This window comes from Methanoregula sp. (assembly GCF_028712425.1).
Classification (GTDB): domain Archaea; phylum Halobacteriota; class Methanomicrobia; order Methanomicrobiales; family Methanospirillaceae; genus Methanoregula.
The window spans coordinates 22,566-35,463 of the sequence record NZ_JAQTQD010000022.1 but is presented as its reverse complement, the minus strand read 5'-3'; the positions used below and the strand labels follow the sequence as shown (position 1 = coordinate 35,463).

Genomic DNA, 12,898 nt, shown 5'->3' with positions numbered 1-12,898 from the left:
CACCACCATTTCCCATACCCTTATCACCTCACACCGCCTTGAGAGAACAGCGTTTTGAGGGAATATTCATGGGAATCAAGCCGTCATATATCAAAAATATCGGAACATCTCTGGTGAACAAACAGCGGGAATACTTTTCGAAAAACTTCGATGAGAACAAGCAGCAGCTGGCACTGTCGGCGGTTATCCCGAGCAAGCGGGTCCGGAACCGCATTGCCGGGTATATTACCCGGAAAATGAATTCCAAAAAACAGCCATAACCCGGGGTCAGGGGGCCGGGTCCATTGTTTTCTCCCTTTTTGCCACAGCCCCTCTTCATGCTTTTAGTTCGCAAAAGTATTCTGCTTAAGCCTGTTTTATGAAGATTTGTCGGGAACAATTCCTTATACACACGGATTGTGACCAGACAATTTCATCACCGGGTCCTGTCCGTTCCCGTACCGAAAACCGGAAACGGGGACCGTGTTCCTGGTTCCATAATGCCGAGATTTATATTCCCCGTTGATCTACCTGCCTACCGGGGCACTATCCATGACAATATGGCGATGCAGTGTATGCGGGTACCTGTACGATGAAGCGGCCGGCATCCCGTCCGCGGGGATAGCAGCGGGGACACTGTTCTCCAATCTTCCGGATGACTGGACCTGCCCGGTCTGCGGTGCGAAAAAGAGCGTCTTTTCTCCTGTCGCGGAGTCTGATATCCATGCTCATGCAGAGAGTACGGTCTCCGACGTGATGGCCGCGGAGCTTGCCGCGTTCGGGGTCCGGTATGTCTTCGGGCTCCCGGGCACATCCTCGCTCGGTCTTGTGGAAGCGGTCCGAAAAAACCCGGACCTCACCTATATCGTGTTCCGGCACGAGGCGAACGCGGCCATGGCTGCATCGGCGTATGCCAAGCTGACCGGGGAGGTCGCTGCCTGCCTCACCATTGCCGGCCCGGGCGCAACGAACCTTGCAACCGGTCTCTATGATGCAAAAGAAGACCATGCGCCGGTCATCGCGCTGAACGGGCAGATTGAAGTCCAGTACACCGGCCCCGGGGGTGTGCAGGAGATTGACCAGGACGCATTCTTCCGGCCGGTGACTGTATACAATACTACAGTTGCCGACAAGAGCAGGGCCGTGCTGCTGTTGAGCCGGGCGTTAAAGTACGCTCTCGTGGAGCGGGGCGTATCGCAGGTATCGGTGCCAAACAACATCCAGAAACAGCCGCTCGATGCATCGTTCTGCTCCCGCGAGTCCTGCATCCCGGGATTTTCCATCATCCCCACGGATGACGTGATCCGGCAGGCCGCCGACCGGATCAATGCGGCAGAGCGGCCGGTCATCCTTGCCGGCTGGGGAGCCTATCCTGCGGGACAGGAGGTGCTAAAAATGGCAGAAAGACTCGGGGCGCCAATCCTGACGACCTTCCGGGCCAAGGGCATCCTTCCCGAGGCAAGCGACTGGGTGCTCGGGATCCTCGGGAATGTCGGCTCGCCGCTTGCCCGGAAGACCGCGGAGGAGGCAGACCTCCTCATCACGCTGGGCGTCGGGTTCTCGAAATTCACCAATGTTCCCGTTGACAAGCCGATGGTCCAGGTCGATATCGAACCCACGAAACTGGGCAAAAACGATAAGACCCTAGCGGTTCACGCAAACTGCATCCATCTCCTGCCCCGGCTCCTGCCCCTTCTCCGGCAGCAGGAGACCGGGACCCGGAAAGAGGAGGTCGCCCGGATGCAGCGCGAGTGGGATTTCCAACGGGACCGTGAGGCCGACAGCACCGCAGTGCCCATCCGCCCGCCGTATATCATGAAGGTCCTCTCGGGACTTATCCCCGACAATGCGGTCATCTCGCTCGACGTCGGGGAGAACCAGTGGTGGTTTGGCCGTAATTTCCGGATGAAGCAGCAGCGGTTCGTGATGTCAGGATACCTTGCAACCATGGGATTCGGGTTCCCGGGAGCGCTTGCGGCAAAACTCGCGTTCCCGGACCGCCCCGTCTTCTGCATCACCGGCGACGGGGGCTTCTCGATGGCTATGGCGGATTTTGTCACCGCGGTAAAATACACCCTCCCGGTCGTGGTCATCATCCTGGACAACCGGCAACTGGGCATGATCCAGGTCGAGCAGATGATGGAGCATTACCCGAACTTTGCAACCGACCTGCTCAACCCGGACTTTGCCCGGTACGCGGAGACCTGCGGGGGCACCGGGATCCGGGTAAGCACGCCGGAGGAACTTGCGCCGGCAGTTGAGCGGGCGATGAGGATTGACGGCCCGGTCATCGTTGACGTAGAAACGGACGCGAAGCGGTTCTGAAAGGAGCGGCTGGTCCACGGGGGAGGATGATTCAGGGATCCCACCTTACCCTCACTCGCGGGTATCGGGATCCTGTACGGGATCAGCATCATCCAGGTATTTCTCCAGGGAGGGGAAAACGTCCGGGTTCAGCTCGTAGCGGGCATTTCTTCCATCCTTCCGGACAGTAAGGATCCCACCACCCGATAACCGGTGCATGTGCCAGTTGATCCCGGCTCCTGAGATATGGAGCGCTGTCTCGAGCTCGTGGCGGGAGAGCGTTCGAAAAGGGGGTATATGCCTTTTATCACCGAGTACCTTCCGCTTTCCTGCTTCGGAGTGCAAATTACGGAGATCGTGCACAGGAGCGCAGGAACCGGAGGATACTGGCATTCCCCCACACCTGAATAGTTCTCCTGGTGCACGTTCCCCTGCCGGTTCTTCACCATGCATGTGCCTTGCCTGCCCATGAGGGGGCATTGTCACCCGGCAATCCTGGGACCGGACAACCGGGCCGGACGGAAAACAACGGGCAATCCCGACAAACCCGGAATGAATTTATGCGAGCAGGCGAGACAACTGGATCCTATGACAGTGACAAAAGCACAGGAAGAGGAGATTATTGCAACCATGGAGCAGTACGCCATGGCGTACAAGAAGAAAGACATCCGGGCATTCTCAACGATCTTCTCCCCGGAGATCAGCGGATTCGGCAGCGGAGAGGACGAGGTGATCCGGAACCATGCAGGCCTTATCCGCCAGATCCGTCGTGACATGAGCCAGGCGGACGTCCACGCAGTCGAGTTCTCGGACCGGCAGATCTTCGGCGATGGCAGGGTGGCGTGGGTAACGTCAAAGAGTACGATGACCTTCTCCATCGGAGGATCAGCAAAGCAGACCCTCTTTGGGCGGTCAACGATGGTACTGAAAAACACCGGGAGCCGCTGGGTCATTGTACAGCTCCACTTCTCGCTGCCGTTTGGCGGCCAGTCAGAAGGCCAGTCATTCCCCGGCGCGTAAAGCTCCAAAAAGACCTGTCATCTTTTTTCCCGCGGAAAACCGGGGTCATCCGCCTGTTTTTTCCTGTACGTGTTCTTCGGCACGGCGTATCCATGTGAGACCGGGCCGGCAGAGGAGGATGACAAGAACGCACGCGATCAGTGCAATACTCCCTGTCTCCCATCCCGCTGATGCTGGCGGCAGGAGGATGACGCAGAAGATACTCCGCCAGTCAAAGACAAAGAACGCGGCAAGGAAAAGGAGGACATACCGGACCGGCCGGGAATCGCCGGCAATGATCACGTTAGCCCGGGGGAGGATGCGGAAGAACAGGATTCCCAGCAGGAGAAAAATGAGGATCGTCCCCCAGAAGAACAGTACCCAGGGGGAGAGCCCGAGCCCGTGGTTGATGTTCCCGATGTCGCCGTTGCCGGCAAACGCCCGCAGGGGCATATACGCGATAAGCTCCATCAGGTTTACGATGATGAACCAGAAGACAAGATGGAACGACCATTTGTTGTTTTCCAGTGCCGGGGAGAGGAGAATGTACATCCCGGCGGTTACCACGACTGCGTGGAAAACGAGTGGCATGACCGCGATGACCGCTGCATCGGCACCAAGCCCGGCATTGAACAGATCGGAATACGAGACACCTTCATCCCAACCGTCCAATGTCAGCGGATTTCCCCAGACGATCGCGAGCGGATCCTGCATCCTCCCCAGGAGAGAAGCGGTCGTGCTGTGGATATGTTCGTGGATGACAACGATCACGGACTGGAAGAAAAAATACGTTGCCGCTGCAATCATGGCATAGACAATGCCTTCGCGAATCCCGCGCTGCCCGTACACAGATACCGTCACCAGCGGAGACGCAATAATCATTGTGGTTTTATCCCGCAGGTATTCATCCGGCCCGCAAAAAGACAAAGTAGTACACCTGCGTACATCACTATCGCAGTCCCATGGAACCAAAGTCCATCCTCATTGTCGAAGACGAGGCGGTGTCGGCACTTGATCTGTCGAAGATCCTCAAAAATCTCGGGTACCTGGTGGCGGGAACTGTCTCTACGGGTGAAAAGGCAATTGCGGCCGTAGACACAGAACAACCGGATCTCATCCTGATGGACATCCACCTGGCAGGCAGGATGACCGGTATTGAGGCTGCGGTGAAGATCCTCCGGAACCATGCCATACCGATCGTCTATCTTACGGCGCACACGGAGCCGGACATTGTCCGGGAGGCAACGATCACCCGGCCCTACGGGTATATCATCAAACCGTTCACGGAACGCGAGCTCCAGACTGTAATCGAGATAGCCCTCTATAAAGCGGAACTGGACCGGGAGTACCGGAAGGAACATGCCCGTCTCGAAGACTGGACACGACAGCAGACAGAGGATTTGCAGCGAGCACATGACGCACTCCTTACAAGCGAGCGGAAATACATCGAGTTCATCTCCCTTCTTCCGGAGATCGTTTTTGAATGCGATCTTGCCGGAAACCTGATCCTCGCGAACGAGAACAGCCTGCAGTTCTTCGGATATACCAAAGAAGACCTGAAACGCGGGCTCAACCTCTTCGACCATATCGTTCCGGAGGACCGGGACCGGGTCAGGCAGGGCATCGGCAGGGTAGCCGGCGGGGGTAAGACAACCGGGAGCCAGTATACCGTAATGCTGCGTGACGGCACACGGTTCCCGCTCCTTGTCTACACGACACGGGTAATCGAGAATGGCCGCTGCACGGGGATCCGGGGGATTCTTGTCGACATCTCCGAACAGAAAAAAGCCGAGCAGGCAATGCAGCAGGTAATCAAAAAACTGGGAATCCTCAACAGTATCACCCGGCACGATATCCTCAACAAACTGACATCCCTCTCGGCATTTCTTGATCTAATCGGCGAGGACCAGGCTGACCCGGAGAAAAAAGCCTATAGTGCGCAGTGCACCGCGATCGTTGCAACCATCAACCGCCAGGTCGAGTTCATGCGCGATTACCAGGAGATCGGTATCAGGTTGCCGGTCTGGCAGGACCCGGCTGCCATCATCCTTCATGTGGCAGAGGTGAATTATGCCCCGGACCTCACGATACAGGTCCCGGATCCGGGCTTTGAGATCTTCACCGACCCGCTCTTCGAGAAGGTGATCGATACCTTCATCGACAATGCCATCCGGCACGGGGAACACGTAACGACCATGACGTTCTCTGTCCGGGAAGTGGGCAGCGAACTTCACATCACCTGCGAGGATGACGGTGCCGGCATCCCTGCCGGAGACAAGGAGTATATTTTCGAGAAGGGTTTTGGCAAAAATACCGGCCTTGGCCTCTTCCTTGCCCGGGAGATCCTTGATATCACCGGCATCACCATCCGTGAGACCGGAGCATACCTGAACGGTGCACGGTTCGAGATTATTGTACCAAAAGAGTCGTACCGGAAGGGATCTTTGGCATCCTCCCGTTCCGGCACCTGAGGCGGTTACCCCCATACAACACGAAATTGCGGTTTTTCCTGCCTTTTCCCGCTCCGTTCATTTTCACGCCCCGTGCCTCATCTATATCTCCCGCGTGGCAGACACAGTGGGGAGAATCCATGCCCTTGTCCGAAATCCTCATCGCGGTTGCCGCGTTCCTCTCCGGTATCGCGGTTGCGTATTTCTTCTTTCGTGCCCGGGTCGGCATATTCGAGCAGCGGGCAAGAAATGACCTCGATCGCTGGAAGCAGGAATGCACGGAGGCAATCCGGAAGGACTCCGTGAACCGGTCGCGTTCAACCCTGAAAGGAAAGATCGCGGAACAGATGGCTCCGTACCTCCCGGGATTTCCCTACTCTGCTGCAGATGCCCGTTTCATCGGGAGCCCGGTCGATTTCATTGTCTTTGACGGGTACTCAACAGCAAAAGACGGGGATTTTGGGGAGGTCAGCATTGTGCTGGTCGAGGTGAAACAGGGGAAAGGGAAACTGACCCGCGGGGAGTCGCTGGTCCGGAGGGCTGTCGAGGGGGGCAGGGTCAGCTGGAAGACAGTAACGATACAAAACGAGGATGCCGGGCCTGACTAAAAAAACCGTGGGGGGAGAGGCTGGGTGATCACCGGAAAAACCGGGGAGATGGGCCCTTCATTCCGGCTTATACCGGAGTCATGATGTTCAGGCGTGTCCTGCAATGACGGCAGGAGGCGACCCGGGACTTCTTGAAATGATCGCGGGGCGAGTTGTTGACGATGATGCTTTCGGCTGCACATGCGGGGCAGGTGAACCGGATAACATAGCCGGTGCGGGTGCCCCGTATTTCGGGATACGGTTTCTGGATTGCCATAGTCTTGAGGTAACAAAGATGAGTATTCTCTCCGGTTCCCAAATGTCAGGGATACCCGGAACGGTTATCAGAAAAGGTCTTGCGGAGTACAGAGCGGGCAGGGGATCTCTTTTAGTCCTGCACGGATCGCGGGTGTCAAAACCGATAATGACTGTATAATATTGGGTGTTCAAGGTAAATACAATGATGGGCGGAATCCTGAGAGCGGGTCCTGAATACATAGATTCAACAGCTCAACCGCCATTGAGACCTGTACCCCATGGTTGACGGTTTAACGGCATTTTCCAGAGACTCCCGCATTTTTCCAGCGATGGATACGATATCCAAGGGTATCCTGAGGTCTTTTTTCTCCTGCCGGCCGGAGAAACCGTTCCCCGGGCAAAAGGTGCAGGCAGGCCGGCACCTGCCGGGTCGTGTGCCATGACATCCCTGTGGAACCGGCTGCTCGGCAGATCGGAGATCCTGCGTTCCCGTCCCTGGGACCTGACCGAGATCGTCCCCCTTTCTGAACGACTGTGGTTCCGGCTGCTTCTCATCGCGCTGGGCATACTTCTGCTTGCCGCGGTATTCGTGATGCTATGAGGGGAAACGTAAACCCGGCAGCCGGAATAATGCAGGTTGCCCAAATACCGGATCAGTTAAGGTAACAGCAGGTCTGATCAAAAAAAGGGATTATCGCCGCACGCAGAAGAACCCGCCACGGAGGTGGTTCTTTATGTAGATCTCGCAGGCCTGGCAGAAGCACCCCATCATCTTCATGGAGGTTGCTGACGAGGGGCCGCGGGCACAGAAGAGCTAGGGGGGCTGGTGATTGACCAGGCAGTGGTGCTTTGCATTCGGGCACCGCGTGCAGTAGTTCCTGCAGATCTTCCGGTTCTCTTCGGTATCCCCGATGACTGGTTTGCTGGATTCAAACATAATGGAAAAGGGGGGAATCCAAGGATATTAGATCTTTTTGTTTTTCCTCTTGTCATCCGGCATGCAGGGAGAGCATCTGTCCACCCATAAGGCAATGAGCCCGGGGCTTATTCTCCCTGGAGCCATCTGGCATGATGCGGAAGCAAACACCTATGGGTAATTCCATTGATATCATTTAACAGGGTGAACTGTTCATGGTTATGCTCACAACGGAAATCAAAGAGTCCCTTACAGCGACAAAGATCGTCTTTTTCGCAACTGCTTCCAAACAAGGCATTCCGAACGCAGTCCCGGTGGGGGCGTTCAAGCTCCTTGACGATGCCACGCTCCTCATCTCCGACCAGTTCTTCAACAAGACCTTAGCGAACATGAAAGAGAACCCGAACGCGGCGGTCACCTGGTGGGGGGACAAGGGAGGATTCCAGGTGAAAGGGACCGTGACCATCCACACGGACGACAAGGTCTTTTCAGACGATGTTGCCTGGATGAAAGAGCTCCGTCCCCAGCTGAAGCCCAAGTCCGCGGTTGTCCTGAAGGTGACCGGCGTCTTCAGCATCAAACCCGGGGCAGACGCCGGTAAAAAGATCCTCTGATCCTTTTTTCCATTCTTCCGGCAGGTCTGGTGGAGATCCTGTCCCGGATCATCATCTTTATTATTAGGCACACCCTAACTAATTTCGATCGGAGCATGGACGAGACAGAGGAGCAGCTGTTCGAAGCACTCGGTGAGCTGCTGAAGATCAAGAACGAATGTTCCTGCTCTGTCTTCTCCGAATGCGGCCTCTCCGATATGACCGTAAAGCAGATCGCGTACCTGAAAGTGATCAATGAACAGGGCGAGGTCACGTTCAGCAGGCTTGCCGAACTCACCGGGACATCAAAGCCCACGGTTACCGAGATGATCAACCGCTGCGTCCGGATGGACTGTGTGTACCGCGAGCCGTGTGCCAATGACCGCCGGATCCAGTATATCCGGCTCACGGACAAGGGCCGGATGATCGCCCGGGCTGAACAGGCGACCCTTGAACGGGTTGCTGAACGGATGCTGGATGCGCTCGATGACCAGGAACGGGACCTGCTGGTCAGGATCCTGCGGAAGGTCCGGTAATTTTTTTCGCCGGGAGAAAAGTTAGGTAAATTCGAACTAAATGATTGAGGAAACAATGCAAACGACAACAACAGACGCACCCAAAGAGACGCTGGTGATACCGCTCTTCGAGCTGGTCGTCTACCCCCAGACACAGACAAAATTCGGGGTGGACAGGAAAACCGGAGACCTGATCCTGAAGGCAGAGGAAACAACCGGAGCCGCCCATGCGGTGGCGCTCACTGTCAGGAGCGGAGTCAGGGCATCTGAACTGACTGCTGAGACCCTGTACCGGACCGGGAACCTTCTGAAGGTAGCACACGTGGAACTATCCGACGATGGCTATATCATCTGCGCAGAAGTCGTGGAGAGGGTTACCGCTCTTGCGATAACGGAGCGGGAGGGGCGGTTCTATACCACCTACCGGTCACTGCCGGACGAACAGGATATCGAGAAAGAGTTGCAGGAACGGATCCTTGCCGACATCAAGCTCACCATCCACGAGACGAGCAGCCGGTTCTCGGGATCCGAGCAGTTCACGCGGCCCATCGACAGCATGGACTCGATCGACCAGGTGCTGGGCTTTGTCATGCCCTTCCTCCCGGTCAGTGTCGAGGAGAAGCAGGCGCTTCTCGAGATCTCCTCGATCCGTCAGCGGTACATCACGTTTCTCGAACTCCTGATCCGGACACGGGACACGATCGCGATCCGTATGGAGATGGCAAAGAAAGTCTCCGACCGGGTCGGCAAATCCAACCGGGAGGCCATGCTCCGCGAGCAGATGCGAGTGATCCGGGAGGAGCTGGGCGAAGAGGACGGCCCGGCGGCAGACAGCGGGTACCGCGAGCGAATAGCGCAGTCGAAGATGCCGGAGGATGTGAAGAAAAAGGCACTTTCAGAGGTACGAAAACTTGAGACGGGCGGGCCGCAGAACCATGAAAGTTCTGTGATCCGGAACTGGCTCGATTTGCTGCTCGACCTTCCCTGGACAACGGAGGAGAAGAAGAGCATTGACATCAGAGAGGCACGAAAGGTTTTGGAAAGCCACCACAACGGCCTTGAGAAGGTGAAGGAGCGGATCATCCAGCACCTTGCGGTCATGAAACTCAAAAAGGAGAAGCAGGGATCTATCCTCCTCTTCTCCGGCCCGCCCGGGACCGGTAAGACCAGCCTCGGGAAGAGCATTGCCGAGGCGCTGGGCCGGAAGTACGTCCGGATCAGCCTCGGGGGCGTGCGGGACGAGGCCGAGATCCGGGGGCACCGCCGCACGTACGTCGGCGCCCTGCCGGGCAGGATCATCCAGGGCATCCGGAAGGCCGGAACAAGGAACCCGGTCTTCGTGCTGGACGAGATCGACAAGCTGGCCTCGTCCTACGCCGGCGACCCGGCCAGTGCACTCCTCGAAGTCCTTGACCCCGAGCAGAACAGCACGTTCTCGGACCACTACCTTGAAGTCCCGTACGACCTCTCGGACGTGCTCTTCATTGCAACGGCCAACACGCTTGCAACCATCCCGGCACCGCTTCTCGACCGGATGGAACTGATCCCCATCTCGGGATACACCAAGAACGAGAAGTTCGCCATAGCAAAGGACCACCTCATCCCGGCAGTCCTCGCCGAGCACGGCCTCGATGCCGACACACTCCGGTTCGATGACGATGCGCTGAAGATGATCATCGACAAGTATACTAGGGAGGCAGGTGTCCGCTGGCTCAGGAAGCAGCTGGCGAAAGCAGCACGGTACGTTTCCGAGAAGATCGTTGAGGGGGAGACCGAAAAGCCCTTTATGATTACGGTGGAGAACCTGGGTGATGTCCTTGGTAAGGAACTGATCCGCCAGGAGGTAATCCGGAAAGAACCGGTCCCGGGCGTTGTCACCGGGCTTGCCTGGACACCGGTCGGGGGCGAGATCCTCTTTATCGAAGAGACGTTCATGCCGGGCACCGGCAAACTCACCCTCACCGGCCAGCTGGGGGACGTGATGAAGGAGTCGGCAACCATCTCGCTCTCCCTGATCCGGTCCCGGCTTGCAGGGCAGCAGACAGGATTCGACTTCATGACAAGCGACATCCACATCCACGTGCCCTCCGGTGCAACACCCAAGGACGGCCCGTCAGCAGGGGTCACGCTGTTTACCGCGCTCGCGTCCCTCATCACCGGGAAGACGGCGGATCCGGAACTTGGCATGACCGGGGAGATCACGCTTTCCGGGGCAGTCCTTCCGGTGGGCGGGATCAAGGAGAAGGTGCTCGCTGCTCATCGTGCCGGGATAAAAAAAGTGATCCTCCCGCGGGAGAACCTCCGCGACCTTGAAGACGTGCCGGAAGACGTGCGCGCAGACCTCGCGTTCGTGCCGGTGGACTCGGTTGAGGACGTGCTCCAGGAGGCACTCGGGATCACCCTCTCCCGGTCCCTGGGCCGGCATCCCGCAAACAGTGCTGTCCCGGTCCAGAATACCTGAACGTACCCTTACCCTTTTTTCTCCTGAGAGCGCGTCGCGTGAGCACTCTGACGGGGGACCTTTACTCTCCCTTTTCCTGCACGGGCCCTTTTACGAGGGCCGGTTACTGCTGCTGGCAGAAGTGCCCGATGACCAGGCTGTGCCGGGCAAAGAGCTCGCAGGCAGGACAGAAGCACCCTGCTTCTTTCTTGTGGGGGGCGCCCGATATCCCGCGGGAACAGAAGAGTGCGGCGGGCTGGTGCTGGTCAAGCGCGTTCTGCCGGTAGCTCGGACAGGCGCCGCAGTATTTCATGCAGATCCGTTCATTCTGAAGAGAGTCCTCCACCCGGGTTGTGTCAGGTTTCATCATAATGGATGGATAGTGCGATCCGGAATAAGAGGTTTCTCCCACCGGGTCCAGGAGTATGAGGCCGGCTCCCCCGCCCAATCATGCCGGCTTCTTTGCCCGCATCAGCGAGGCACCTATCCCAAGAACCGAGAGCGCGGTAAAGAGGTAAAAGGCATACCGGAGGCTGGTGAGGAACTGGGAATAGAACTCCGGCGTGATCTCCACGCGCCCGAGGACAAGGGCAAAGATCATCATCGCGATTCCCATCGAGAGCATCTGCCCGATGACCCGCATGGTACCGTTCATACCGGACGCAACGCCATACTGCCGTTTCTCAACCGCGCTCATGATGGCGTTGATGTTCGGAGACGAGAAGAGGCCGAGGCCGGCGCCGAAGATGATGAGGCAGATGACGATATACCAGAGGGGTGTGGATAATGACAGGAAACTGAGCAGGAAGAGCCCTACTGCACCAAGTCCCATACCGGCAGATGCAACGATCTGCGGGTCGATACGGTCGGAGAGCCGGCCGGCAACAGGCGAGACAAGGGCCATGACCGCCGGCTGGATGATCAGGACAAGTCCGGCGTATTCCGGGGAGAATCCCTTGGTATACTGGAGATCGAGACTCAAGAGGAATGTTACCGCGTACGTTGCGCTGTAATTGATCAGTGCGGCGAGGTTCGAGAACGTGAAGACCCGGTTTGTGGAAAATAGGTGCATGTCGAGGACCGGAGAGGGTGTCCGCGTCTCGTACCACACAAAGACCGCCCCGAGGATCAAGCCGGCAGGAATCAGGGCAAGGCCTGTCGTGCCAGGCACTTCCGAGAACCCATACATCAGGGCAATGAGGGAGAGGGCGTACAGCACTGACCCGGTAATGTCAAAGGACTCCCCGGCGCACTCCGCCCATTCGCCGTCAAGTTTGGTGACAATCAGGAGACAGGCGATGATCCCAAGGGGGGTGTTGACAAAGAAGATGCTCCGCCAGCCGAAGTAATCGGTGAGCAGCCCCCCCAGAAGCGGCCCGGCCATGAGTCCGACGAAGACTGCCGTGACATAGATCCCCAGCGCCTTCCCGCGTTCATGCGGGGGAAAGACCGAGGTGAGGAGGGCAATGCTGGTGCCATAAATGAGGGCGCCACCGAATCCCTGGAGCGTCCGTGCCAGGATGAGCAGGGCAGTGGTCGAAACCATCGTCACCAGGAACGAGGCAATGGTAAAGACCGCGATGCCGTACAGAAAGACCCGCTTCCTGCCATAGATGTCGGCGATCCTGCCGAACGGGACGAGGAAGATGGCGGCGGCAAGGAGGTACGCAGTCGAGATCCACGAGAGCGAGACCGCATCCATGTGAAACTCCTCGCTGATGGACGGGAGCGCGATATTGACTGCAGAACCGTCAAAGGGCGTGATGAAACCAGCCAGCAACGCGATGAAGAGTACGGTATACCGCAGGGAACGCGAGGGAGTGATCCCGGTGGACGGCAAGGATACCGGCACCAGGA

General features: G+C 57.5%; 15 protein-coding genes and 1 pseudogene. 9 read left to right on the top strand and 7 right to left on the bottom strand.

Features of this window, described 5'->3' with window-relative positions; translation table 11 throughout:
• Positions 1-68 precede the first annotated feature (68 nt).
• On the top strand, positions 69-260 hold the full coding sequence (locus PHF39_RS11360) for a 30S ribosomal protein S17e (RefSeq protein ID WP_300224104.1): 192 nt from the start codon (positions 69-71) through the stop codon (positions 258-260).
• 271 nt (positions 261-531) lie between these two features.
• Entirely contained in the window at positions 532-2,304 is a 1,773-nt protein-coding gene (locus tag PHF39_RS11355; protein ID WP_300224102.1) for a thiamine pyrophosphate-dependent enzyme, read from the top strand.
• A gap of 51 nt (positions 2,305-2,355) precedes the next feature.
• On the opposite strand, the gene PHF39_RS11350 is transcribed toward PHF39_RS11355, so the two are convergent.
• Complete coding sequence (locus PHF39_RS11350; RefSeq protein ID WP_300224100.1) at positions 2,356-2,676, bottom strand: hypothetical protein; 321 nt, start codon at positions 2,674-2,676, stop codon at positions 2,356-2,358.
• Positions 2,677-2,871: 195 nt separating this feature from the next.
• Between PHF39_RS11350 and PHF39_RS11345 the strand changes: the two genes are divergently transcribed.
• Entirely contained in the window at positions 2,872-3,303 is a 432-nt protein-coding gene (locus PHF39_RS11345; RefSeq protein ID WP_300224097.1) for a nuclear transport factor 2 family protein, read from the top strand.
• A gap of 45 nt (positions 3,304-3,348) precedes the next feature.
• Here PHF39_RS11345 and PHF39_RS11340 read toward each other — a convergent pair whose 3' ends face one another.
• Positions 3,349-4,164, bottom strand: a complete 816-nt coding sequence (locus PHF39_RS11340; protein WP_300224095.1) for a hypothetical protein — start codon at positions 4,162-4,164, stop codon at positions 3,349-3,351.
• Between the two features lie 80 nt (positions 4,165-4,244).
• On the opposite strand from PHF39_RS11340, the gene PHF39_RS11335 reads away from it, so the two are divergent.
• A complete protein-coding gene (locus tag PHF39_RS11335) occupies positions 4,245-5,753 on the top strand; it encodes a response regulator (protein WP_300224093.1) in 1,509 nt (502 codons plus the stop codon).
• 119 nt (positions 5,754-5,872) lie between these two features.
• A complete protein-coding gene (locus tag PHF39_RS11330) occupies positions 5,873-6,340 on the top strand; it encodes a Holliday junction resolvase-like protein (RefSeq protein ID WP_300224091.1) in 468 nt (155 codons plus the stop codon).
• A gap of 67 nt (positions 6,341-6,407) precedes the next feature.
• On the opposite strand, the gene PHF39_RS11325 is transcribed toward PHF39_RS11330, so the two are convergent.
• Positions 6,408-6,596, bottom strand: a complete 189-nt coding sequence (locus PHF39_RS11325; protein ID WP_300224089.1) for a hypothetical protein — start codon at positions 6,594-6,596, stop codon at positions 6,408-6,410.
• A gap of 420 nt (positions 6,597-7,016) precedes the next feature.
• On the opposite strand from PHF39_RS11325, the gene PHF39_RS11320 reads away from it, so the two are divergent.
• Positions 7,017-7,178 carry a hypothetical protein gene (locus tag PHF39_RS11320; RefSeq protein WP_015285940.1) on the top strand — a complete coding sequence of 54 codons (162 nt, stop codon included), beginning with the start codon at positions 7,017-7,019 and terminating at the stop codon, positions 7,176-7,178.
• 90 nt (positions 7,179-7,268) lie between these two features.
• On the opposite strand, the pseudogene PHF39_RS11315 reads toward PHF39_RS11320, so the two are convergent.
• Positions 7,269-7,379 (bottom strand): annotated as a pseudogene (locus PHF39_RS11315) (DUF2769 domain-containing protein); the annotation flags it as partial.
• A 12-nt stretch (positions 7,380-7,391) separates the two neighbouring features.
• Positions 7,392-7,514 carry a hypothetical protein gene (locus PHF39_RS11310; RefSeq protein WP_300224086.1) on the bottom strand — a complete coding sequence of 41 codons (123 nt, stop codon included), beginning with the start codon at positions 7,512-7,514 and terminating at the stop codon, positions 7,392-7,394.
• 194 nt (positions 7,515-7,708) lie between these two features.
• Between PHF39_RS11310 and PHF39_RS11305 the strand changes: the two genes are divergently transcribed.
• From PHF39_RS11305 to lon, 3 genes are all read left to right on the top strand, one after another.
• Positions 7,709-8,107, top strand: coding sequence for a pyridoxamine 5'-phosphate oxidase family protein (locus tag PHF39_RS11305; RefSeq protein ID WP_300224084.1), 399 nt, complete (start codon positions 7,709-7,711; stop codon positions 8,105-8,107).
• A gap of 95 nt (positions 8,108-8,202) precedes the next feature.
• Positions 8,203-8,622, top strand: coding sequence for a MarR family winged helix-turn-helix transcriptional regulator (locus PHF39_RS11300; protein WP_300224081.1), 420 nt, complete (start codon positions 8,203-8,205; stop codon positions 8,620-8,622).
• 55 nt (positions 8,623-8,677) lie between these two features.
• Positions 8,678-11,062, top strand: a complete 2,385-nt coding sequence (lon, locus tag PHF39_RS11295) for an endopeptidase La (RefSeq protein ID WP_300224078.1) — start codon at positions 8,678-8,680, stop codon at positions 11,060-11,062.
• A 103-nt stretch (positions 11,063-11,165) separates the two neighbouring features.
• Here lon and PHF39_RS11290 read toward each other — a convergent pair whose 3' ends face one another.
• Together PHF39_RS11290 and PHF39_RS11285 are read right to left on the bottom strand one after the other, a co-directional pair.
• Positions 11,166-11,411 carry a DUF2769 domain-containing protein gene (locus PHF39_RS11290; RefSeq protein WP_300224075.1) on the bottom strand — a complete coding sequence of 82 codons (246 nt, stop codon included), beginning with the start codon at positions 11,409-11,411 and terminating at the stop codon, positions 11,166-11,168.
• Positions 11,412-11,489: 78 nt separating this feature from the next.
• On the bottom strand, positions 11,490-12,893 hold the full coding sequence (locus tag PHF39_RS11285; protein WP_300224072.1) for an MFS transporter: 1,404 nt from the start codon (positions 12,891-12,893) through the stop codon (positions 11,490-11,492).
• Positions 12,894-12,898 lie beyond the last annotated feature (5 nt).